The organism is Desulfobulbus oralis (genome assembly GCF_002952055.1).
Taxonomy (GTDB): domain Bacteria; phylum Desulfobacterota; class Desulfobulbia; order Desulfobulbales; family Desulfobulbaceae; genus Desulfobulbus; species Desulfobulbus oralis.
Window position 1 is genome coordinate 305192 of sequence record NZ_CP021255.1, and the last position, 21806, is coordinate 326997.

Sequence of the window (21806 nt, forward strand, 5' to 3'; positions counted from 1 at the left end):
GGGATTCTGGTAGAGTTGGCAGCACCAACAACCACTCAGCCAGAAGGAGCCCGCCATGTCCCATAGCCATCTTACTCTGGAAGAACGCATCAGGATCGAACTCTTTGTGTCCATGGGCCTGAGCTGCCGGGAAATGGCCAGACGCCTGGGCAGGAGTCACAGCACGCTTTCCCGAGAGCTGCGCCGCAACTCCAGGTCTGCAAAAAGAGGCTATTGTGCGCAGAGCGCAGAGCGGCGTGCCCGGAAAAGACGAAAGAGAGCAAGGCATTACCGCTGTATGAATCGGCCCGGATTGCTCGCCTGGGTCGATGAAAAGTTACGCGCCAACTGGTCTCCCGAACAGATTGCGGGCCGCATCCGTCTGGAGTATCCAGAGGATCAAAGCATGCGTATCAGTACAGAGACTATCTACCGCTGGGTTTATGCAGCGGCACAATTCGGCGATACCAGCTACAGCCATTTACGCCGCGCCCACAAAGGCCGGAGGCGGCAAGCCAGGTATGGCCAGGGCCGGCGCCTGTTTCCCGGGCGTATCGATATCAGCGAGCGGCCGGGGATTGTGGAATTCAGAACCCGCTTTGGTGACTGGGAAGCAGACCTTGTCTGCGCCTCCAAAGGAAAAGTGGCGCTGCTCAGCTGTACCGAACGCAAGAGCCGCTTTCTCCTGCTGGCCAGGGTCCAGGACAAGACAGCCGCGTCCTTCAATGCGGCACTCATTCCCTGCCTGCGTGCTGTGCCGCCAAAGCTGCGGCAGACCCTGGCGCTGGATAATGGTTCGGAAATGGCAGGCTTCAGGGCTCTGGAGGCAGCCACTGGCCTGCGCACGTATTTTTGTAAACCACATGCGCCGTGGCAGCGTGGGACGAACGAAAACGAGGGCGGGCTTTTGCGGCAGTATTTTCCCAGGGGCATCAGCTTTCACAAGATCACGGAAGCAATGGTCGTTAAGGCGGCAGAACAACTGAATAACCGGCCGCGCAAATGTTTACACTACCAGACTCCCGCTGAGGTTTTTAACCAGGAACTCACCGGTGCATTTGCAATTTGAATTCACCCCGGCTCGGGAAACGCAGATTGTTCTGCACCGTGCCGAGTTGGACCTGGGTCCTGCCAAAGGGCAGGGCGGTGGCCTGCCAGACCGCTGTGCCCTCTCCTGCAATCAGCCGCTGCGGCGTGCCCAGGTGATCGTTGATGTAGAAGTACAAGCCAGGCCGGAGTTCGTATTCCCGAAGCACCACAGGCTCCTGCCCCAGCCAGACATATTCCCTGAGCACGGTACCATTTTCGGAGATCTCCGCAAGCAGACGGTTCTCCAGATCATGGAGGTAATAGGTGGTGTTCGTACATGCGGTCTTGCGAATACGCCGGTTCTGACTGCCATAGCCGTAGCTGGATTGATTATTCAATGCTTAAAATTATGAATTTATCATATCTGATAGCGCTGATCATAACCGCGACTCAGATTCACCCCGCCCAGTCGCATGCCCGTGACCGGACCAAAGGGCAGATACCGGATAGCTGTGGCCAACTCGTGCTCGCCAAAACGAAGCCCGCTGATCCGGCCCACCGTGTCATAGCTGCAGCGCAGCACTTTGCCGGAGGGATAGGTAATGCTGCTCAGTTCGCCTGTGGCCTCGTCATAGCCATAGTATATCGAAGCACTCGCCCAGCCCACTTTTTTCTGCTAATTTTCAGGATAACCTAAGAACTTTCGCCATTTATTAATTGTTTCCTGAGGTACGGACAGATTCATTGCAGCTTGTTTTGCTTGATCTGTTAAAATAATTTGTGCCTTTGGGTTCCCAGCCTCAGCCGCTATCTGTAACCACTCTAGAGCTTTTATAGTATCAATAGGTACTAAATGCTCTTCATCGAGAAAGTCAAGTGCAACAAAATACTCAGTCTCGCCATCGTCAGGTTCTTTACAATCAGCTTTTCTAAACCACATTTTTGCGCGTAAAATATTACTTTCTCGGCCTAACCCAAATGCATAAATTTCTCCTAACATTCTCTGCGCTGAAGCATTGCCAGCCTCAACATAAGGGAGCAGATATTCATACGCCAAGTCATAATTTTCTGATTTGAGAGCACTAACACCTGAACGAAATTTCTTTTCCTTTTTATACTCCCATGAATCCCATGCCACCAAACTGAGAATAATGAATATTATTATCATAATCACAGTCAAAGCATATTTAAAAACTTTCATTATGGCACCACTGTCATTGTATTATTAGAATCTTTATGCAATATCTCTATCAATTTGTTAAATTATTTCATATCCTTACTGTTATTTTTGTTGACAGTAAAGCCAACCATTAGAATAATGTCTTTCATGAAAAATAATACACATCTTCCAACTCTCATCATATTACAAAAGTGTTTTTTGAATAATCTTTCTTTTAGAGCGTTTTAACTTTGAAAATTACTATACCCACATGAAGCGAACCAGCCTTTGGCATCGCTTGCGGTGACCTTGTCCAGGGCCTGGCCAATGGCGGTAAAAAGCTCGTCTGTGTTCCATGCTTTGAAGCCTCGCAAAAGCTGTTTCACCTTGCTCCACATCTTTTCTATCGGGTTCAAATCCGGGCTGTACGCAGGCAGGAAAAGCACTCGTGCTCCGCGCGCTGCAATCGCCTGCTGCGCTGTCGGAGATTTATGCGCACGCAAATTGTCCATCACAACCACATCACCCTCTTTCAGCGCAGGCGCAAGACTCTCCTTTACGTATGCTTCAAAGGTGCGCCTGTCCAACGCGCCAGCAAACACCAGACATTCCGTGGTGCCATCAAGGCGAATGGAGGACAGCATGGTCACCGTTTTCCAGCGACCATCCGGCGCATGGTCGAAGCACCGCTCGCCCAGAGGCGCACGACCGTACAGGCGCGTCATATTCGTTTTTGCGCCGCTTTCGTCCAGAAACACCAGATGCTCGCACGGCGTTTCATCCTGCACCCTGCGCCACTCTTCACGGGCCTGGACAATGTCTGCCCGTTCCACCTGTTCACTGGCCTTTAACGTCTTTTTTTAAACGTGAGCCCCAGTCTGGCCAGCGTATTGGACACCGTGGGCAGAGAACAGTTTTTGCCAAAATGCGTCCTGATTTCTTCAAGGGTCATATCGGGCTGTTTCCGCACAAGCTCCCGTAACTGCTGTTGCTCCCCGGCTGTGAACGCCGGCGCTCTGTGGCCTCGCGGCAACGACGTGATCCGGCCTTCCTTTTTGAAGGTCCGCATCCAGTTACCAATGGTGGTCGTGGTGTAGCCAAACATTTTGGCCACTTCTTCCCGCGTGAACTCCCCTGACTGATACACTGCCACCGCACGCTGGCGAAAATCTTTACCGGCTATTTTCATAAGCTCTGTGCCGTTGAAATAATATGGTAAAAGTCATTGTTAAAATGCTCTAGCCAATAAGAACCACCGTACTTATAGGAATGATCGTATCATAATCTCCAGGTTGAACAGGTCCAACATCCTTCTTGTCAATACACTCAGGATGATCTTTGTATTTACACTGATCGGGGAATATTCCATCTGGACCAATTTGCTCAGTTGTGCCATCGTCTGCTGTACAGACCACCTAATGCTTACTGATCGACTATATACACTCGGCTAGTCTCCATAAATACAGTCTGTTTACCGGATCATTTTCCGCATAGGCATAGAGGTTAAGTCCCTCACCTAGGCCAATGGGATCAGGTAAAATATATCTTTTGGTCTCCGGGTCGTAGTAGCGGTTCCAGTTGTAATGCAGGCCGGTCTCGGCGTCAAAGTACTGACCGGGGAACCTCAGGTTGTTATGCACCGTGCCGAGTTGGAGCTGGGTCTGGCCAAAGGGCAGGGCAGCCGCCTGCCAGACCACTGTGCCCTCTCCAGTAATTAGCCGCTACGGTGTACACAGGTGATTGTGGATGAACTATTATGTGCCCGCTCAGAAGCCGTTAAACCTATTATTTGGTTTTATATAAGCAGACAGTCATCGCTTTCCGCTATTGACATGAGTTCCCTTGCCTTATGAGCGTCTTTTGGATAGCCAAATTCACCATTTTGATAAAATGAAGCTAAAGTTCTAATTGCACCTTCAGATTTGAGAGCTGCTGCTTCCTCAATGATTTTGAATCCTTGTTCTATATTCCCTTTTTGATAAAGCATACGTATCCCTCGTCGCCATAATGCATGAGGATGTTTTTTTCTGCAGCAAGCTCTGAATAAAATATTGCAAGATCTTTGTCAACATTAACAATATCTCCAGTATCGTAATGTATACTCATGTAATATAATGCTTCAGCATTTCCTAATAATGCTGCTTTTGTTAAAAGATTGATTTCTCTATTATTCATATCTTCTGCAGATTCATCGGCTAGGCCTATCTCAGATCTGATAACCATTGCTTCTGAACAATTTTCTGCAATTAATTCATCAAGAATATTAATTGCTTCTTCAAACATTTCTGATTTAATTGCTTCTTTTGCAGCCAATAATCGAATATCAATATTTTCTTTCATCGTTTCTGAACCCTCACTTCTTCTCCATTTGCTTTCATACAGTTACTTGATTATAGATATAGTCCAGGTCCCCCGCCTAGCCGCATGCCCGTAACCGGCCCAAAGGGCAGATAGCGGATAGCTGTGGCCAACTCGTGCTCGCCAAAACGAAGCCCGCTGATCCGGGCCCGCTGCATCATAACTGCCGCGCAGCACCGTGCCGGAGGGATAGGTGATGCTGCTCAGCTCGCCTGTGGCCTCGTCATAGCCATAGCCCACACTCAGGCTCACCACCCCCTCCCTGCTCACCTGATCCTGCGTCACCCGGCCCAGACCGTCGTAGCCGAAGCGCCGCTCAAACTCCTCCTCCTGTATCCCCGTCAGACGCCCCAGCCGTATCCTGATCCCAGATCAGCTCCACCGCCCGCACAGACCCCGGCCATTGGATACGCACAGGACGGTTCAGCGCGTCCCGGAATCACTCCACCCGCTCGCCCAGGGCATTGCTCCGGCTCAGAAGATTCCCACTGTGCTTCATAGCCCGACCTTGTTGGCAGAGTCGGGCCCGAACTCAGGGCCGTTCAGGGTCAGGGGCTGCCGCCCAACAAGGACACTGCCCATCCGGAGAAGTCCCCCGCAGGCGCCGCGGCCTGGGCTTCCTTTGCGTCCGGGCAATGGCCCCCGGCTTTTTCCAGACAGCATCAGAAATGCCCTGTCGTCTGTGGGCGGCATGCTGCGACAGGCCTTCCCCCCTCCTTGCACTTGAGCACAAACCCCATAATACCACAAAATTATGCCCGCCGGCAGACGCATATGGCGCTCCGAAATATGCTGACTTTCCGGGCCGCAGGGGGTTACAATGCAGAGCCATCCCATTCTCCTTACCCGTGAGGTGCATGATGTCCGCAGAACAGGCCTCTTCCATCCAATCGCAGGCTCTGAGCGCCAACCTGAAGGAAACCGCGGGGACCGTGCATGTCGATCCCCGCTTTGCCCCCCTGAGAGATATCGTGGGCCGCCAGCCGGGCCTGCTCGCGAAAATCGATGCACTGCTGCACGAGGTCAGTCACCCTTTTCGCAACTGGAAACTGATCATCCCGGAACTGCGTTCCTATGTGTTGAAGAACGTCAATATCTACCGGGACCACGAAAAGGGGCCAGAGGCCTTTGCCCTCTTTGTGGGCATTTTTTTCGATGCCCTCGTGGAATCAGCCAAAAATGAGTCTCTGGTCAACCGTATTCTGGATGCGCTCCTGGCCTATGTGGACAAGCTGGCCCTGAACCTGGACGCTGCCACGCTGCCCCGCTACGAGGCGGGGCTGACCGATTTTGCCCGTCGCATACGGGAACTGGACAGCAGCGCGCCGCAACTGCTGCTGGCCATTGTCCAGAGTCAGTACACGCTCCGCAGGATGACAACCCACATCATGCAGCTTTGGCGGGAGGAAACCGATCCCGGACACTGCAGGGCGCTGAAGGAGATGAGCCAGGTCATGCTGCAGCGCAACTATGCATACTGGCTCGCCGAGGAGGATCCGGAGCCCTGGTTCGACAAAAACTGCGGCGTCTACTGTGCAAGCTGGCCGGGCAGGCCGCTTTTGCAGGCCATTTCCCATGCACGCATCCGGGCGTGCATGGCCAGACTGGAGGAGCTGGAGAGCGCCGAGCCTGAACGCGCGCTGGGCGAAATGCTGAAGCTGCCGGAACACATGGATTTTGTCCGCAGCTACCGGGACATTCCGGCCTGGATGACGATAGAGCAAACAGGCGAAAAGGATACCAAAGCGCTGGACAAGTGGCGGCTGCTCTTCCTCTTCCGCATCATGGAAACCGAGGGGCTTGGGCTCATTCACGAGGAGACGCTCCGGGAGATCAACCGCTCCCTGGGGCAGCTCATCCGCCGCCAGACTTTCGAGCAGATCGAGCGCTTTTTCACCACCACCTTCCGCCTGCTCAAGACCAATGTCAAACGCTACCCGCACACCTCCTTGCAGTGCATCCAGGCCATCGGCAATGAAGTCTTTCAGCGTAACAATTCCCGCCTGGTCGAGGCCTTTCTCTGGGAGACGGTGCGCTTCGGCTTCCAGTACGCGAACGTGCGCGGCGTGGACGAGGACTGGCAGCCCATCGCCAACCCGGCCCACCTCACCAATATCCGTGTGTGGCTCTCCCTCATCCAGCAGGAACCGAAGTGGTGCTCCACACTCTTCTCCGCACTCATCATCAATCTGCACCTCTCCGGCACCTGCGTGCGGGATACCGATCTGTTCCAGCGCGACATCACCGCTCTTCTGAACCACCCCATCGCGCCGATTTACAATCTGGCCAAGCAGTTCACCAAGCTGATGCCGGTGTTCTTCAACGATATCGGCGCGGAAGGCGAGCTGCGCGATGTATCCACCGAACTTGACGAGGGCCATCGCCGCAAGGATAAACTCATCCATTTCCTGCGCAAGCAGGCGCACGTGGAGTCCAACAACCTGATTGTGGGTTTTATCGAGGGCATTTTCCTGTTCTGGCTGGATCTGGACCCGGGCCACGTGGCGCCCTACGTGCCCCAGGAGCTGCTCTCGCAGATTGACCCGCATGGCCCTTTTGTGGTCGAAGAGCACCGGCTTTCGCTGCGCATCCAGAAGGAATGCGCCATCTGGAAGCTGTCGCAGCTTCTGGTCTGGCCGGACGACAGGCGGGACGCCTATCTGGCCAGACAGACCGACATTCCGGAAGTGGAGCGGATGCGCTATGCCCGGCTGCACCGCATGTACAAGCTTGTGCACGTGAAGTACAACCTCTCGCTGCCCGAGATTCATGCCCAGCTCGAACAGGCCATTCAGGGCGGCTTTCCGGAGATAGAGCAGTTGCTCCAACTGCTGGAGCGGGAAAAGAACCCCTTTGTCTGCCTGGAGGCGCTCCTGGACGAGCTGGAAGGCCTGAAGGCCGTGATTTTAAGCCCCGAACACTTTGAACCAACCGAACAGATCTACCACAAGCGCCACATTGCCGTGGACATCCCCTCGGTCTACGGCCGCTACAGTGAGCGCAAGTTTGATGCCCTAGGTCTGACGTTCCGGCTGGAGACCGTGGCCAATGTGTATCTGGAGCGGCTCTTCGATACGGTGAATCTGTCCTTCATCACCCAGGCTACCTTCATCAGCATTCTGCGCTGCCTCAAGGTTTTTTCCCGCGCCCTGAATGTGGACGGCATCGGCAGCCGCCGGCTCGATACCTATATCAGCATGCTGGAGTCATCGATAGGAATACGTCGGTTTTCCTATACGCAACAGCTTGATATCATGCGAGGATTGTCTGAAGGTGTCAAGGATATTATCTATGCCTATTACACAAATATTCACCAGAACAATCTCTCCATTATAGTTCCCCAGATAGGTATGGAGAATATGCTGGCAAAATATCAGAAGGTCTGGGATAACGATGCCAGAAACATGCCGGAAAATGTACTCAGAATTTCAGAGATCTTTTTCCGTGATCTGATTGCCACGACATTTGGCCTGCAACATCTGGACAATTTTATTGGCAATATCATAAGTACTCTGGAATCACAGCAGGATTTGCTGGATCATGATACGCTGGATCTTTTGATGACCTACAATCCCAAAATGGCTATCAGTCTGATTCATGATCCTAATCCGGCAACGAATAACCTCATTCATCTGGGTAATAAAGGATACAATCTGATGGTGCTGGCCGGAGAGCAGAAGCCGGTGCCGCCGGCCTTTGTCATCACCACCGAGGTGTTTCGCTGCCGCAGCGCCCTGCAGCGCTTTGGCCGCGCCAGAGAGGAATTCATGCGCCGGATGCGGCGGGCCATTACCGAGGTGGAAAATCGTGCGGGCCTGGTTTTCGGCTCCACCGAAAGACCGCTTTTGCTGTCCGTGCGTTCCGGCTCGGCCATTTCCATGCCAGGCATCATGTCCACCATTCACAACGTGGGCTTCAACGAGGAGCTGGTGGAGGAGTACGTCAGCCTGCACCCGGAGCGCCGCTATTTTGCCTGGGACAATTTCCGGCGCTTCCAGCAGTCCTGGGGCATGTGCGAGGGCATGGACCGCGAGGATTTCCAGGAGATCATGAATGCCCACAAGGCCCAGTTCCATGTGCGCTACAAACGTGAGTTCACCGCAGAGGCCATGCACGAGCTGGCCCTGAAATATCAGGATCTGGTGCGCAGCCGGGGCTTTGCCGTGCCGGATGACCCCTGGCTGCAACTGGTCGCCGCGGTCGAGCTGGTGCTGCACTCCTGGGATACGCCCAAGGCCCGGGAGTACCGCCACCTGATGCGGGTTTCCGACGACTGGGGTACAGCGGTCATCGTGCAGGCCATGGCCTACGGCAATCTGAATGCCGGAGCCGGCAGCGGCGTCCTCTTCACTGCCCACCCCTATCGCAAGGTGCGGCGGGTGGCGCTCTGGGGCGACTATGCCACGGGCGACCAGGGCGAGGACATCGTCTCCGGTCTGGTCACGAGCTATCCCATCTCGGTGGAGCAGGCGGAGATCGACGGCCGCGACGAGGACATGACGCTGGAACGACGCTTTCCGGAGATCTATGAGCGCCTTTTGACCATCAGCCGCGAGCTGGTCTACGACAAGGAGTGGAACGCGCAGGAAATCGAGTTCACCTTCGAGGGGCCAAAGGCGGAACAGCTCTACCTGCTGCAAAGCCGCGACATGATTACGATCAAAAAGAAGGAGCACCTCATGGTCTTTGCCGATTCCGACTTTGCGCACCGCCATATCGTGGCCAAGGGCATTGGCGTTTCCGGCTCGGCCATGAGCGGCAAGGCGGTGTTCACGGAGGAACATATCCGCGATCTCCGGCGTGCCGCGCCGGACGAAAAGCTGATCCTTATCCGGCAGGATACGGTGCCTGAGGACATCCGGGAGATTTCCATGGCCGACGGGCTGGTGACCTCGAGGGGCGGCCAGACTTCCCACGCCTCGGTGATGGCGACCAGGCTGGAAAAAACCTGCGTGGTCGGCTGCCGCGAGATGCAGGTCTACGAAACGGAAGGCTACGCGCAGATCGGCGACACCCGCATCGCCTTCGGCGATCCGATTGCCATCGACGGCCGTCACGGTCTGTTGCTCGAGGGCAACTATCCTCTCAACGAGGAGGTTCACATCCTGCCGCTCTGAGGGGAAAAGAGTACGCAGCCGCGAGGGGGAGCCGGGCGCCTGTCGCAGGGCCTGGCTCGCTGTTCCGGTCACGCCCAGGCCGGGGCTTTTCTGAGCTGAAGGTTTGTTCATGCCCGCCATCGTTCTTGCCACCATCAATGCCCGGTATATCCACGCGAGCCTGGGTCTGCGCTGGCTGAAGGCCAATCTGGCCGGGCTGGCGGCAGAGACGCAGATTCTGGAATTTACGCTGGAAGACCGGGCCGCGGACATGGCCGAGGCCATTCTGGCCGCAGGGCCGCGCATCGTGGGCCTGGGCGTCTATATCTGGAACGCCCGGCAGAGCCGCGAGCTTGTGGTTTTGCTGAAGCAGGTCGCGCCGGAGCTTGTCGTGGTTCTGGGCGGGCCGGAGGTGAGCCACGAGCCCTTTCGGGTGGATTTTGGCGCGGCCGACTATATCGTGCAGGGCGAGGGCGAGCTGGCCTTTGCCGCCCTGAGCCGGGATGTGCTGGCCGGCCGGCAGCGGGCGGAGCGGATAATTGCCGCCAGGGGGCCGGAGCCGGCTGCCCTCGCGTTGCCCTATGACTTGTACACGGACACGGACATCGCCCACCGGGTGCTCTATATCGAGGCCTCGCGCGGCTGCCCCTTTGGCTGCGAGTTCTGCCTTTCCTCTCTGGACAGGCGGCTGCGTTTTTTTAAGACAACCACGATGCTGGCCGAACTGGAAAAGCTGTGGCGGCGGGGGGCGCGCACCTTCAAGTTTGTGGACCGCAGCTTCAACTGCTCCGCGCACATGGCTCTGGCCATTCTGGACTTTTTCCTCGACAAAACGCCGCCTTTTCACGCGCATTTCGAGGTGGTGCCCGACCATTTTCCGGCCGCGATCCGGGAGCGGCTGCGGCGTTTTCCGGCGGGCTGCCTGCAGTTGGAAATCGGCATCCAGACGCTCAAGGCCGGGGTGGCGGCAGCCATCGGCAGACGGCTGGATATGGAGAAGATTCGCGAGAACCTGCGCTTTCTCACGCAGGAGACCGCGGCCCATCTGCATCTGGACCTGATCATGGGCCTGCCGGGCGAGAGCGCCCTGGACTTCGGCGACAACCTCGACCAGTTGATGCTTTGGAGCGCCGGCCAGGCCGAGATTCAGCTCGGCATCCTGAAAAAGCTCTCCGGTACAGCCATAACCCGTCATGACGAGCGCTTTGGCATGGTGTACAGCCCCGAACCGCCGTATGAGCTCTTGCAAAACCACCAGATTCCTTTTGCCGCCATGCAGGAACTGGGGCGCATGGCCCGCTTCTGGGATTTGGTGGTGAACAGCGGCAATTTCCGCAGGACCGCACCGCTGCTCTGGCAGGATGGCCGCGTATTCAGCGGGTTCTCCGCCTTTGCCCGCTGGCTCTTCGCCGAAACCAGGGCCACCTGGAAAATTGCGCTGCCCAGGCTGGCCGAGCTGCTCTTCCAGTATCTGGTGCGGGAAAGGGCCTGTGAGCCGGCAAGATGCGCCAATCTTCTGGCTGCGGATATTCTGACCGTAAAGGGCCGGGTTTTGCCGGCTGCCATTCAGGCCCATGTGACACTCGTGCCCGTCCTGCACCATAGGCCCGCCAGACCGCTGGCCAAACGGCAGCACCGCCGCCAGGCCTATTGAGTCCGCTGCAACAGGCTCGGCAGCTCAAGGGCATGCTCCGAGATTCCTCTTTACAGAATGGCAGTGCCCTGCTATTTTCCAGAATTTTGCACAGAAGCATCTGTATACTGTTTTGAATTTGCATTCCGCACGCTGCGGAACGCCTGGAGTAACACATAACGGAGAGGGTCGGCAAAAGCGGCTGGCAGTATGAAAAAGGATCTGGACAAGGTACGGAACATAGGCATAAGCGCCCACATTGACTCGGGCAAAACCACGCTGACGGAACGCATTCTGTTTTTTACGCAGCGCATTCACGCCATTCACGAGGTGCGCGGCAAAGACGGGGTCGGCGCAACCATGGATTCCATGGATCTGGAACGCGAGCGTGGCATCACCATCCAGAGCGCAGCGACCCACTGCACTTGGAAGGACTACGCCATCAACATCATCGACACCCCGGGCCACGTGGACTTTACCATCGAGGTGGAGCGCGCGCTCCGGGTGCTGGACGGCGCCGTCCTGATTCTCTGCTCGGTGGGCGGCGTGCAGTCGCAGTCCATTACCGTGAACCGGCAGATGACCCGCTACAGGGTGCCCCGCATCGCCTTTGTCAACAAATGCGACCGCACCGGCGCCAATCCCTACCGGGTCGTGCAGCAGATCCGCGACAAGCTGGGCCTGAATGCCGTGATGCTGCAGATGCCCATCGGCCTTGAGGCCGACCTGGAAGGCATGGTGGATCTGGTGACCATGGAGGCCGTATATTTCGACGGCGAGCAGGGACAGCAGATCCGCCGTGAAGCCATTCCGGAGGCGCTGCTGGAGGAGGCTCAGGCCAAGCGCGAGGCGCTTTTGGACGCGGTGTCCATGTTCTCCGACGAGCTGATGGAGGCCATGCTGGAGGAGAAGGAGATTGCTCCGGAGCTGATTCACGAGGCCATCCGCAAGGGCACCCTGGCCCTGGAGTTCACCCCGGTGATGATGGGCTCTGCCTACAAGAACAAGGGCATCCAGCTCCTGCTGGACGCCGTGGGCGCGTATCTGCCCAATCCGAAGGATATTGAAAATATCGCGCTCGACCTGAACGAAGACGAAAAGGAAGTCAGGGTCAGCAACAATGTGGAAGACCCGCTGGTGGCCCTGGCCTTCAAGCTGGAAGACGGCCGCTACGGCCAGCTCACCTACATCCGTACCTATCAGGGCGGGATCAGGAAGGGCGACACCATCGTGAACACCCGCACCGGCAAAAAGATCAAGGTCGGCCGTCTGGTGCGTATGCACGCCGACGAGATGGAGGAAATCGAAGAGGCCGGATCCGGCGACATCGTGGCGCTCTTCGGCGTGGACTGCGCCTCGGGCGACACCTTCTGCGCCCCCGAGCTGAACTGGTCCATGAGTTCCATGCACATCCCCGCGCCGGTGATTTCGCTGGCCATCAGGCCGGTGGACAACAAGGCGCAGATCAACATGTCCAAGGCGCTCAATCGCTTCACCAAGGAAGATCCCACCTTCAAGACCTTTGTGGATCACGAAACCGGCGAGACCATCATTTCCGGCATGGGCGAACTGCATCTGGACGTGTACATCGAGCGCATGAGACGCGAGTACAACGCCGAGGTGGAGGCGGGTGCGCCCCAGGTGGCCTATCGCGAGGCCATTACCAGGCGGGCCGACTTCGACTACACCCATAAGAAACAGACCGGCGGTTCCGGTCAGTTCGGCCGGGTGGCCGGTTTCATGGAACCCATGGAAGAGGGCGACTACGAGTTTGTGGACCAGATCGTGGGCGGCACCATTCCCCGCGAATTTATCGGTTCCTGCGACAAGGGCTTCCAGAAGTCCCTGGAAAAGGGCACCCTGGTGGGTGCGCCCATTACCGGGGTGCGGGTCACCATCAACGATGGCTCCTCCCACGCGGTGGACTCCTCGGATGTGGCCTTTCAGGTGGCGGCCATGGGTGCTTTCAGGCAGGGCTACGAAAAGGCCGGCGCCGTGATCATGGAGCCGATCATGAAGGTGGCCGTCGAGGGGCCGTCCGAATTTCAGGGCGCGGTCATGGGCAGCATCAACCAGCGCCGCGGCGTGATTATCGGCACCTCCGAGGACAGCAACTACACCGTGGTCGAGGCGGAAGTGCCGCTGGTGGAGATGTTCGGCTATTCCACGGTGCTGCGCTCCCTGACGCAGGGCAAGGCGGAGTTCACCATGGAATTCGCCAGCTACAAGCAGGTGCCCAGAAATCTGGCGGACGAGCTGATCAAGTCCTTTAACGAAAAGAAGAAAGAGGCCTGAGCTATGGCATACACGGAACTGACGCAGCAGAACCCGCTCAGGGCGCTGCACATGAGCAAGGACAGCCACATGGGGCTGATTATGGCCCGGGCCGGCTTGGGCAAGACCGCGATTCTGGCCCAGATCGCCCTGGACGCCATTCTGCGCGGCAAGCGGGTCATCCATGTGAGCGTCGGCAGAAGCATTGATAAGATCAAGGCCCGCTACGATGAGATCCTGCAGCTTATCCTCGAGGAGCACTGTGTTGACCGGCCCCATGAGCTGATCGATATGGTGAACCGCCACCGCATGATCATGACCTTCCAGGTGGCGACCTTTTCCCGGTCCCGTTTGGAAGAGCGTCTGAACGATTTGATTCTGCAGGATATTTTTCGACCGAACGTGCTGATTGTGGATGGGCTGGATTTTGCCAATACGTCCCGCGAGTCGCTGGCAGACCTGAAGGACATGGTGGAGAGCATGAATCTGCACGCCTGGTTTTCCGCCATCCGTCACCGGGACGACCCGCGTGTTTCGCCGCGCGGCGTGCCGGCGCCCTGTCACGAGGTGGATGACCTGTTCGGCATGGTTATTCTTTTGAATCCGCAGGAAGACTCCAGCCTTGAGCTGCAGCTCATCAGCAGCGGTGGGGCCTGTCACGGCGGCGCCAGTCTGCGCCTTGATCCCACCACCATGATGGTCAAGGAAAACTGAATTTCTCCTTTTTCCGGGGAGCGGCTTGTGCTCCCCGGTCCCTTTTTGTGGGTAGGCCCATGCGTTTTCGTCCCTGCATCGATCTGCATGACGGCAAGGTGAAGCAGATTGTCGGCTCGACCTTGCGGGACGAACCCGGCGCCCTGCGCGCCAATTTTTCTTCTTCCCTTCCTGCTTCCCATTACGCATCCCTCTACCGGCGCGACCAACTCCCGGGCGGCCACGTCGTCATGCTGGGGCCGGGCAACGAGGCTGCGGCCGCCGAGGCCCTGGCCGCTTGGCCGGGCGGTCTGCAGGTGGGCGGCGGCGTGACGGCGGACAACGCCGAACGGTGGCTCGCCCGTGGCGCCTCGCATGTCATCGTGACTTCGTGGATTTTTCGCGAAGGCCAGGTGGATATGCAGCGGCTGGCCCATCTGGCCGGGCTGGTGGGCAAGGCGCATCTGGTTCTGGATTTGAGCTGCCGTTTTCGGGAAAACGCGTACTATGTGGTGAGTGAGCACTGGCAGCGTTTCACCTCACTGCGGCTGGATGGGGCGACGCTGTCCGCCCTGGCCGCGTACTGCGATGAATTTCTGGTGCACGCTGTGGATGTGGAGGGGACCTGCACCGGCCTGGATGCGGGGCTTCTGGCGCTGCTGGCCGAGGCTGCCCCAATCCCCACGACCTATGCCGGCGGCATCTCCAGCATGGCCGATCTGGAGCTGGTGGAGCGAGTGGGCCGCGGCCGCATTGACGCCACCGTGGGTTCGGCACTGGATATTTTTGGCGGTCAGGGTATCAAATACAGCGACATACTTGCCCGTTTCGCTCCGGCCGGCCGGGAGATGGCCGGTGGGGGCGGGCATCGGGAGGGGAGCCTATGAGCGGTACCATGCTGGATTGTCGGGGGCTGGCCTGTCCGGAGCCGGTTTTACGGGTGAAAGACGCGCTGGAGCGGGGCGCGGCCGTGCTTGCCGTGGTGGTGGACAACGAGGCGGCCTGCCAGAATGTGCAGCGCTTCGCAGGCACCCGGGGCTGCCGGGTAGAGGTGCATCCGCAGGGGGAGGGGGTCTTCCGGCTGGACATCCGTGCGGGCCAGGGCCAGGTGCCTGCCGCGGCGAGCGGCGGGTGCTGCTGCGAGGCCCCGGCGCATCCGGGTGGGCTGGTCTATGTTATCGCCTCCGACACCATGGGCCGCGGCGACGACCTTTTGGGCCGCTCGCTGCTGCAGACCTATATTCAGACCATCGCCAAGGTGGAGCCGCTGCCACAGCGCATCATCTTCTACAACAGCGGCGTCAGAGTGGTGGCCACGGAGTCGGATGCCCTGGCTGCCCTGCAGGCCCTGCAGGCAAAGGGCGTGGAGATCCTGGTCTGCGGCACCTGCCTTGACTTTTACCAACTGAAATCGGCTATTCAGGTAGGCCAGATTTCCAATATGTTCGCCATCATGGACGCCACGATCCATGCGGCCAAAGTGGTCAGCCCGCTGTAAGCGGCAGACCTCCGTTTCCGGCCTGCGGGCCAATGAGTCGAGGTTGTCATGCGCTGTTTTGTGTCCTTTGCCCTGGCCCTGCTGCTGTCGCTTACGCCCGGCGCGGTTCTGGCGAAATCGGCCGCTTCGGTTGACGAGTCCTTCAATCTGGAGCGCAACCAGTTGATCGCCGCCATTATGAGTCAGCAGTTGAGTTCCCGCCATTTTTCCCGTACGCCGCTGGACGATGCCCTTTCCCGCAAGATATACGACCTCTACCTGAATCAGCTCGATCCCCGCAAGCGCTTCCTGCTGCAGGAGGATGTGCGGAAGCTCGACAGCTTCAGGGAGCGCATTGACGATGAACTCCGGCGCGGCGGCTTCCGTCTGCCCGATGCGGGTCGGCAGCTTTTGAATGCGCGTATTCGGGAGGCAGACCGGCTGATTGATCCGATCCTGGATGCGGGTTTTGATTTCAATCGCAAGGAAGCCCTGGAGATTGACCCCAAAAAACTGGAGTTCGTCTCCGACGAAGCGGCGCTGAAGGAACGCTGGCGGCTCACGCTGAAGATGCAGGTTCTGGACAGCTATTTCGAGGAGCTGGAAGACAGGAAGAAGGCCGAGCAGAAAAAGGCGGGCCAGGGCCAGCCAAGGCAGGGGGCAACAACGGCGGCAGCGCCGGAGCCTGTGCCGGATCCCGCAGCGCATCCCGAGCAGATGCAGGAGGCGGTCCGCAAGGTACGGTCCCGCATGCACCGGGCCCTGCAGCGCCTGCAGGAACAGAGCCTGCAGGATCATTACGATCGCTATTTCGATGCGGTGGCCCGCGCCTTTGATCCGCATTCCAGCTACATGCCGCCCACGACCAAGGAGGATTTCGATATCCAGATGAGCGGTTCCCTGGAGGGCATCGGCGCACTTTTGCGCGAGGACGAGGGGCTGATCAAGGTGGTTCGGATCATGCCCGGCTCGCCGGCGGAAAAGCAGGGGCAGTTGCAGGCAGAGGACACCATTCTGAGTGTGGCCGAAAAGGGGCACGAAGCGGTGGATATCACGGAAATGCGCATCCGGGAGGCGGTCAAGCTGATTCGTGGTCCCCGGGGCAGTCAGGTGCTGCTCAACGTGCGCAAGCCGGACGGCGGCAAGATGTCCATTGTTATCACCCGCGACATCGTGCAGCTCGACGAAACCTATGCCAGGTCGGCACTGCTGCATACGGACGGCGGCACGCCCATCGGCTATATCCGCATTCCCGGTTTTTATCGTGATTTCAGCAACGACAAAGGCAAGGGCAGGAACGCGACCGACGATACCAGAAGGCTTGTGCAGCAGTTGAAGCGGCAGGGCATCAGGGGCCTGATTCTGGATCTGCGCAACAACGGCGGCGGCGCGCTCGAAGACGCGGTGGACATTACGGGGCTCTTTCTGCCCGGCGGCCCGGCCGTGCAGGTCAAGGACGGCGGCGGCCACACGGAGGTCCGTTCCGACGAGGACACGGCAGTGGAATACGATGGCCTTCTGATTGTTTTGGTGAACCAGTTCAGCGCCTCGGCCTCTGAGATTCTGGCTGCCGCCCTGCAGGACTACGGCCGGGCGGTGATCATCGGCAGCCAGCACACCCACGGCAAGGGCACGGTGCAGGCCATGCTGGATATGAACCGCTACCTGCCCCTGTTCCGGCCCAGGCGCCTGGGGGATCTGGGCGCGCTCAAGATGACCATCCAGAAATTTTACCGCATCAACGGCGGTTCCACCCAGTTCCGCGGTGTCAAACCGGACCTGATCGTCCCCTCCATGCTGGATCACCTGGAAAGCGGTGAACAGTACATGGACTATCCGCTGCCCTGGGATCAGGTGCTGCCGGTGCCCTACCAAACCTGGAAGGGGCCGATGCTGGATCGGGCGATGGTCCAGAGCAGGGGTAAAGAATGGGTGGCCCACAGCGCCGCCTTCCAGAAAATCAAGCAGGAAAGCGACGAGGCCAAACTGCGGGCGCAGCGGACGGTGGTCACGGTGGCCTGGGAAGACATGTGGCGGGAGCGGCAGTTGCAGGCCAAGGTCAGGGAAGAGGCCAAAGCGGCAGGCTTTGTGGAAGACCCGGGCGAGGAGGAGGAGAACGAGGGCAGGCGGGCGGGCCGGGAGAAAAAGCTGGAGGAAGGCCTGGCCCATGATCCCTATGTGCAGCTCTCTTTGGAACTGTTTGGAAACATGGGCAAAAAGGAGGCCAGTGCGGTCAGGGCCCGCTGATTTTTTGCTTGAAACAAGGGGGCAATCGTGCTAGTCACTGTCCCGGCTTGTATATTCTTCAAAGAGCATGTCTGTTTCACCTTGTGCAATTTTGAGGGCTTATGGCTCTTTATGCAAAACTGGCCGGAATACTGGCAGACAGGCGGAAGCAGATACTCGATATCTGGCTCGAAAGGACCCTGCAAACCTATAAGTCGCCGAATTTCTTCATTCAGGTGCAGGATCCTTTCACCAACCCTGTGGGGATGCTTATCCGTGACGGTCTGTCCCGGATATTCGAGTTGCTGTGCCAGGAGGCGGAGGAAGAAGCCTATATCCGCCCCGTGGACCAGATCGTACGTATCCGGGCGGTACAGGAGTTTGCCGCATCACAGGCGGTAGTCCCCTTTCTTGAACTCAGATGGGTTGTCAGAGAAGTTCTGGCCGACAATCCGTCTTTCAATTTGCCGGCCGACCAACTGCAGCACTTTGACTGTGCGGCAGAGCGGGTAGCTCTGATAGCTTTTGACTTGTATTGCCGGTGTCGTGAACAGTTGTACCGCACCCGCGTTCGGGAACTGAAAAGCGGGCGGGCCAGATTCACGGATGGCGGTTGTCCCTCCCGTTTGCTTGACGCTGACACGAAATCCGGAGCCAGCGAAAAAGAGTGAGGCGGCAGGCGGCAGGCACATGGACAGCATGTGTCCGGTGCCGCTGCTCTGCCTGAAATAAAACTATGCGAAGGAGTGATTGATGAAGTACGCCTTCCCGCTGGCGGCAGTGATTGCCCTGATCCTGATTGCATTGATAGGGGTGCAGATCCCTGGAATGCAATACCTGTTCGGTGTGTTTATTCCCTATGTCGCCACGATGGTGTTTGTCGCTGGCTTCATCTACCGCGTGTACAACTGGGGAAAATCACCGGTTCCTTTCCGTATTCCGACGACCTGCGGTCAGGGATTCTCACTGCCCTGGATCAAGCAGGACAAGTTGGACTGCCCGGCGACCAAAGTCCAGGTTCTGGGCCGGATGCTCCTTGAAATTCTGCTCTTCCGCTCACTGTGGCGCAACACCAAGGCAACCATGTATGAGGGGCCCCAGCTCACCCATGAATCCAGCAAGTGGTTGTGGCTCTTCGGCATTGTTTTTCATTACAGCTTCCTGATTATTGTCCTGCGGCATCTGCGGCTCTTTCTGGAACCCGTGCCCGCCTGCGTTGCCTTTGTCGAGGTGCTGGACTCGCTTTTGCAGGTGGGTGCGCCCCTGATGTACATCACCGATGCCACCGTGCTTCTGGCCCTGCTGCTGCTCTTCCTGCGGCGGCTGTGGAATCCCCATGTCCGTTACATCTCCCTGGCCAACGACTATTTCCCCCTGTTCCTTATCCTGGCGATTGTGTGCACCGGCATCCTGATGCGCTACTTCCTGCGCAGCCACGTGGATATTGAGGCCATCAAGCAGTTGGCCATTGGGCTGGTGACCCTGCATCCCACCATTGTGGCCAAGATCAGCCCGCTTTTCTATGTGCACCTGTTTCTGGTGAGCGTGCTTTTGGTCTATTTTCCCTTCAGCAAACTCATGCACATGGGCGGCGTTTTCCTGAGCCCGACCCGGAATCTGCCCAACGATTCGCGCATGCGCCGGCACATCAACCCCTGGAACCCGCCGATCAGGCCCCATTCCTATGCCAGCTATGAGGACGAGTTCCGTGCGGACATGGTCGAGCAGGGCATTCCGGTCGACAGGCCCCTGTCCAAAGAGGCCGGCGCTGCCAACTAGGGACTCTGGCGAACAGTTTGCAGCTCGAGTGAACACGAACGCTTAAGGATATAATGCAATGGCAAACGTAACTGTAGAGAAACTGGCGGAAAGCGTTGTCAAGGGGCCGTCTCTGATGACGGGCGGCTACCCGACCAAGCCGTGGATGGATATTCCGGCGGTCTTCAGGCCCGGCAACTATGCCTACCCGACCAAGGCGGAAAAACTGGAGTACCTCGACCGGCAGGAGGGGGTGAGCTTCCCCAACGCCCGCGAGTGGAGCCCGGAAGACGATGACTGGAAACTGCCGCCGAACTGGAAGGAGATCATTTTACAGGGCCTGGCAGACCGGCTCGACCGCTTCCGTTCCCTCAAGATCTTCATGGACTGTTGCGTCCGCTGCGGTGCCTGCGCCGATAAGTGTCACTTCTTCCTGGGCACGGGCGATCCCAAGAACATGCCGGTGTTGCGGGCCGAACTTTTGCGCTCGGTCTACCGTGGCAACTTCACCCTGGCCGGCAAGATCCTGGGCAAACTGGCCGGCGGCCGGGAAATGACGGTCGGCGTGCTCAAGGAATGGTTCATGTACGCCTACCAGTGCACGGAGTGCCGGCGTTGTTCGGTGTTCTGCCCCTACGGCATAGATACGGCCGAAATCACCATGATCCTCAGGGAACTGCTGCATCTGGTGGGCGTCGGCATCAACTGGGCCATGGAGCCGGTTGCCAACTCCAACCGCACGGGCAATCACATGGGCCTGACGCCGCAGGCCTTCAAGGGGAACGTCGAGTTTCTCTGTGACGACATCGAAAATCTGACCGGCATCCGGGTCAACCCCAGCTTCAACCGCAAGGGCGCGGAGGTGCTCTTCATCACGCCTTCTGCCGACGTCTTCGCGGAACCCGGCATCTTCACCTGCATGGGCTACCTGCTCCTCTTCGAAGCCATCGGCCTGGACTACACCTGGTCCACCTACGCGTCCGAGGGCGGCAACTTCGGCCTCTTCACATCCAACGAGATGATGAAGAAACTGAACGGCAAGATGTATGCCGAGGCGAAGCGCCTTGGGGTCAAGTGGATTTTGGGTGGTGAGTGCGGTCATATGTGGCGGGTTATCCACCAGTACATGGATACCATGAACGGCCCTGCCGATTTTCTGGAAGTGCCCAGATCGCCCATGACCGGTACGGTCTTCGAAAACGCGGCCTCCACCAAGATGGTGCACATCTCCGAGTTTACCGCGGATCTGATCAGGAACGGCAAGCTCCAACTCGACAAGAGCAGAAATGCCCACGTGATCGCCACCTTCCACGATTCCTGCAACCCTGCCCGGGCCATGGGGCTTCTGGACGAGCCGCGCTACATTCTCGATAATGTGGTCGACAAGTGGTACGAGATGCCCGAAAACACCATCCGCGAGAAGACCTTCTGCTGCGGTTCGGGTACGGCCCTCAACACGGATGAAATCATGGAGCTGCGCATGCGCGCCGGGTTGCCCCGGGCCAATGCCGTGAAATACGTGCATGAAAAGCATGGCGTCAATACGCTGAGCTGCGTCTGCGCCATCGATCGGGCCACCCTGAGCACGCTGATGGATTACTGGGTGCCTGGCGTGCAGGTCGCGGGCATCAGCGAACTGGTGGGCAATGCCCTGGTTATCGAGGGCGAACAGAGGCAGGATCTGACCGAGGGTCTCCGAACCCTGGTTTAATGGCAGAACTGGAGGAACCGTAATGTACGACCGTGTGAAAATCATTACAGGGCTGGTTATCTTCGTCCTGCTTGTCCTGATACCCTTTTTGTACAACGGCAAGGCGAGCAAGGCCGTGCCCGAACTGAGCCTGCCGACGACCGCCAAGCACTGCGTTCTGCCGGCCGACGAGATGCGGGCCAAGCACATGCAGCTCTTGAATACCTGGCGCGACGAGGTGGTGCGCAGTGGTGACCGTACGCCCGTTGTCGTTGACGGTCAGGCGTATCCGAAGAGTCTGCAGCTGAACTGCATGGCATGCCACACCAGCAAGGTGAATTTCTGTGACAGGTGCCACGACTATTCCTCGGTAAAACCGTACTGCTGGGATTGCCATTTGGCTCCGGTTGAGTGAGCGCGGAGAAGGAGACTGA

The 21806-nt window shown here is 57.9% G+C and carries 21 protein-coding genes; 12 read left to right on the forward strand and 9 right to left on the reverse strand.

Going from position 1 to position 21806, the window contains the following annotated elements:
* The first annotated feature begins 55 nt into the window (after nucleotides 1–55).
* Complete coding sequence (locus CAY53_RS01195) at nucleotides 56–1048, forward strand: IS30 family transposase (RefSeq protein ID WP_104935591.1); 993 nt, start codon at nucleotides 56–58, stop codon at nucleotides 1046–1048.
* On the opposite strand, the gene CAY53_RS01200 is transcribed toward CAY53_RS01195, so the two are convergent.
* From CAY53_RS01200 to CAY53_RS12385, 9 genes are all read right to left on the reverse strand, one after another.
* Complete coding sequence (locus tag CAY53_RS01200) at nucleotides 1026–1406, reverse strand: RHS domain-containing protein (RefSeq protein ID WP_104935592.1); 381 nt, start codon at nucleotides 1404–1406, stop codon at nucleotides 1026–1028. The genes CAY53_RS01195 and CAY53_RS01200 overlap by 23 nt on opposite strands.
* Nucleotides 1407–1426: 20 nt before the next feature.
* Entirely contained in the window at nucleotides 1427–1675 is a 249-nt protein-coding gene (locus CAY53_RS01205; RefSeq protein WP_104935593.1) for a hypothetical protein, read from the reverse strand.
* Nucleotides 1676–1684: 9 nt separating this feature from the next.
* A complete protein-coding gene (locus CAY53_RS01210) occupies nucleotides 1685–2209 on the reverse strand; it encodes a tetratricopeptide repeat protein (RefSeq protein ID WP_104935594.1) in 525 nt (174 codons plus the stop codon).
* A gap of 203 nt (nucleotides 2210–2412) precedes the next feature.
* Nucleotides 2413–3000, reverse strand: coding sequence for an IS630 family transposase (locus CAY53_RS01215; protein WP_104935552.1), 588 nt, complete (start codon nucleotides 2998–3000; stop codon nucleotides 2413–2415).
* A gap of 14 nt (nucleotides 3001–3014) precedes the next feature.
* Nucleotides 3015–3356 carry a helix-turn-helix domain-containing protein gene (locus CAY53_RS01220; protein WP_104935551.1) on the reverse strand — a complete coding sequence of 114 codons (342 nt, stop codon included), beginning with the start codon at nucleotides 3354–3356 and terminating at the stop codon, nucleotides 3015–3017.
* Nucleotides 3357–3600: 244 nt separating this feature from the next.
* On the reverse strand, nucleotides 3601–3864 hold the full coding sequence (locus tag CAY53_RS13655; RefSeq protein WP_281261036.1) for an RHS repeat-associated core domain-containing protein: 264 nt from the start codon (nucleotides 3862–3864) through the stop codon (nucleotides 3601–3603).
* Nucleotides 3865–3962: 98 nt separating this feature from the next.
* Nucleotides 3963–4154, reverse strand: a complete 192-nt coding sequence (locus CAY53_RS12380) for a hypothetical protein (protein WP_146106355.1) — start codon at nucleotides 4152–4154, stop codon at nucleotides 3963–3965.
* Complete coding sequence (locus tag CAY53_RS01230) at nucleotides 4130–4507, reverse strand: sel1 repeat family protein (RefSeq protein ID WP_104935596.1); 378 nt, start codon at nucleotides 4505–4507, stop codon at nucleotides 4130–4132. Before CAY53_RS01230 ends, CAY53_RS12380 begins: the two co-directional genes overlap by 25 nt.
* 42 nt (nucleotides 4508–4549) lie before the next feature.
* Nucleotides 4550–4795: a hypothetical protein gene (locus CAY53_RS12385; RefSeq protein ID WP_146106356.1), complete on the reverse strand. Its 246-nt coding sequence runs from the start codon at nucleotides 4793–4795 to the stop codon at nucleotides 4550–4552.
* Nucleotides 4796–5382: 587 nt separating this feature from the next.
* Here CAY53_RS12385 and CAY53_RS01235 point away from each other — a divergent pair.
* The 11 genes from CAY53_RS01235 (at nucleotide 5383) to dsrJ (ending at nucleotide 21787) form a co-directional block, all read left to right on the forward strand.
* A complete protein-coding gene (locus CAY53_RS01235) occupies nucleotides 5383–9642 on the forward strand; it encodes a PEP/pyruvate-binding domain-containing protein (protein ID WP_104935597.1) in 4260 nt (1419 codons plus the stop codon).
* Nucleotides 9643–9751: 109 nt separating this feature from the next.
* Nucleotides 9752–11275, forward strand: a complete 1524-nt coding sequence (locus CAY53_RS01240) for a B12-binding domain-containing radical SAM protein (protein ID WP_104935598.1) — start codon at nucleotides 9752–9754, stop codon at nucleotides 11273–11275.
* A gap of 189 nt (nucleotides 11276–11464) precedes the next feature.
* Nucleotides 11465–13549, forward strand: a complete 2085-nt coding sequence (gene fusA, locus CAY53_RS01245) for an elongation factor G (protein WP_104935599.1) — start codon at nucleotides 11465–11467, stop codon at nucleotides 13547–13549.
* A 3-nt stretch (nucleotides 13550–13552) separates the two neighbouring features.
* On the forward strand, nucleotides 13553–14242 hold the full coding sequence (locus CAY53_RS01250; RefSeq protein ID WP_104935600.1) for a P-loop domain-containing protein: 690 nt from the start codon (nucleotides 13553–13555) through the stop codon (nucleotides 14240–14242).
* Between the two features lie 59 nt (nucleotides 14243–14301).
* Nucleotides 14302–15108, forward strand: a complete 807-nt coding sequence (gene hisA / locus CAY53_RS01255) for a phosphoribosylformimino-5-aminoimidazole carboxamide ribotide isomerase (RefSeq protein WP_104935601.1) — start codon at nucleotides 14302–14304, stop codon at nucleotides 15106–15108.
* The gene (yedF, locus tag CAY53_RS01260; protein ID WP_104935602.1) at nucleotides 15105–15719 is read left to right on the forward strand and encodes a sulfurtransferase-like selenium metabolism protein YedF; all 615 of its coding nucleotides are present in this window, start codon (nucleotides 15105–15107) and stop codon (nucleotides 15717–15719) included. The genes hisA and yedF overlap by 4 nt, the downstream gene beginning before the upstream one ends.
* 48 nt (nucleotides 15720–15767) lie before the next feature.
* Entirely contained in the window at nucleotides 15768–17945 is a 2178-nt protein-coding gene (locus tag CAY53_RS01265) for a carboxy terminal-processing peptidase (protein WP_104935603.1), read from the forward strand.
* A 101-nt stretch (nucleotides 17946–18046) separates the two neighbouring features.
* A complete protein-coding gene (locus CAY53_RS01270) occupies nucleotides 18047–18595 on the forward strand; it encodes an RsbRD N-terminal domain-containing protein (RefSeq protein WP_104935604.1) in 549 nt (182 codons plus the stop codon).
* An 82-nt stretch (nucleotides 18596–18677) separates the two neighbouring features.
* A complete protein-coding gene (gene dsrM / locus CAY53_RS01275; protein WP_104935605.1) occupies nucleotides 18678–19703 on the forward strand; it encodes a sulfate reduction electron transfer complex DsrMKJOP subunit DsrM in 1026 nt (341 codons plus the stop codon).
* Nucleotides 19704–19761: 58 nt separating this feature from the next.
* Entirely contained in the window at nucleotides 19762–21393 is a 1632-nt protein-coding gene (gene dsrK, locus CAY53_RS01280) for a sulfate reduction electron transfer complex DsrMKJOP subunit DsrK (protein WP_104935606.1), read from the forward strand.
* 22 nt (nucleotides 21394–21415) lie between these two features.
* Nucleotides 21416–21787, forward strand: coding sequence for a sulfate reduction electron transfer complex DsrMKJOP subunit DsrJ (gene dsrJ / locus CAY53_RS01285; protein ID WP_022656478.1), 372 nt, complete (start codon nucleotides 21416–21418; stop codon nucleotides 21785–21787).
* Nucleotides 21788–21806: the final 19 nt, after the last annotated feature.

Excerpts from the sequence above, each read along its gene's own strand:
- CAY53_RS01195 (WP_104935591.1), top strand. The coding sequence starts at position 56 with ATGTCCCATAGCCATCTTACTCTGGAAGAACGCATCAGGATCGAACTC.
- CAY53_RS01210 (WP_104935594.1), bottom strand. The coding sequence starts at position 2,209 with ATGAAAGTTTTTAAATATGCTTTGACTGTGATTATGATAATAATATTC.
- CAY53_RS01220 (WP_104935551.1), bottom strand. The coding sequence starts at position 3,356 with ATGAAAATAGCCGGTAAAGATTTTCGCCAGCGTGCGGTGGCAGTGTAT.
- CAY53_RS12380 (WP_146106355.1), bottom strand. The coding sequence starts at position 4,154 with ATGCTTTATCAAAAAGGGAATATAGAACAAGGATTCAAAATCATTGAG.
- CAY53_RS01230 (WP_104935596.1), bottom strand. The coding sequence starts at position 4,507 with ATGAAAGAAAATATTGATATTCGATTATTGGCTGCAAAAGAAGCAATT.
- CAY53_RS01235 (WP_104935597.1), top strand. The coding sequence starts at position 5,383 with ATGATGTCCGCAGAACAGGCCTCTTCCATCCAATCGCAGGCTCTGAGC.
- CAY53_RS01240 (WP_104935598.1), top strand. The coding sequence starts at position 9,752 with ATGCCCGCCATCGTTCTTGCCACCATCAATGCCCGGTATATCCACGCG.
- fusA (WP_104935599.1), top strand. The coding sequence starts at position 11,465 with ATGAAAAAGGATCTGGACAAGGTACGGAACATAGGCATAAGCGCCCAC.
- CAY53_RS01250 (WP_104935600.1), top strand. The coding sequence starts at position 13,553 with ATGGCATACACGGAACTGACGCAGCAGAACCCGCTCAGGGCGCTGCAC.
- hisA (WP_104935601.1), top strand. The coding sequence starts at position 14,302 with ATGCGTTTTCGTCCCTGCATCGATCTGCATGACGGCAAGGTGAAGCAG.
- yedF (WP_104935602.1), top strand. The coding sequence starts at position 15,105 with ATGAGCGGTACCATGCTGGATTGTCGGGGGCTGGCCTGTCCGGAGCCG.
- CAY53_RS01265 (WP_104935603.1), top strand. The coding sequence starts at position 15,768 with ATGCGCTGTTTTGTGTCCTTTGCCCTGGCCCTGCTGCTGTCGCTTACG.
- CAY53_RS01270 (WP_104935604.1), top strand. The coding sequence starts at position 18,047 with ATGGCTCTTTATGCAAAACTGGCCGGAATACTGGCAGACAGGCGGAAG.
- dsrM (WP_104935605.1), top strand. The coding sequence starts at position 18,678 with ATGAAGTACGCCTTCCCGCTGGCGGCAGTGATTGCCCTGATCCTGATT.
- dsrK (WP_104935606.1), top strand. The coding sequence starts at position 19,762 with ATGGCAAACGTAACTGTAGAGAAACTGGCGGAAAGCGTTGTCAAGGGG.
- dsrJ (WP_022656478.1), top strand. The coding sequence starts at position 21,416 with ATGTACGACCGTGTGAAAATCATTACAGGGCTGGTTATCTTCGTCCTG.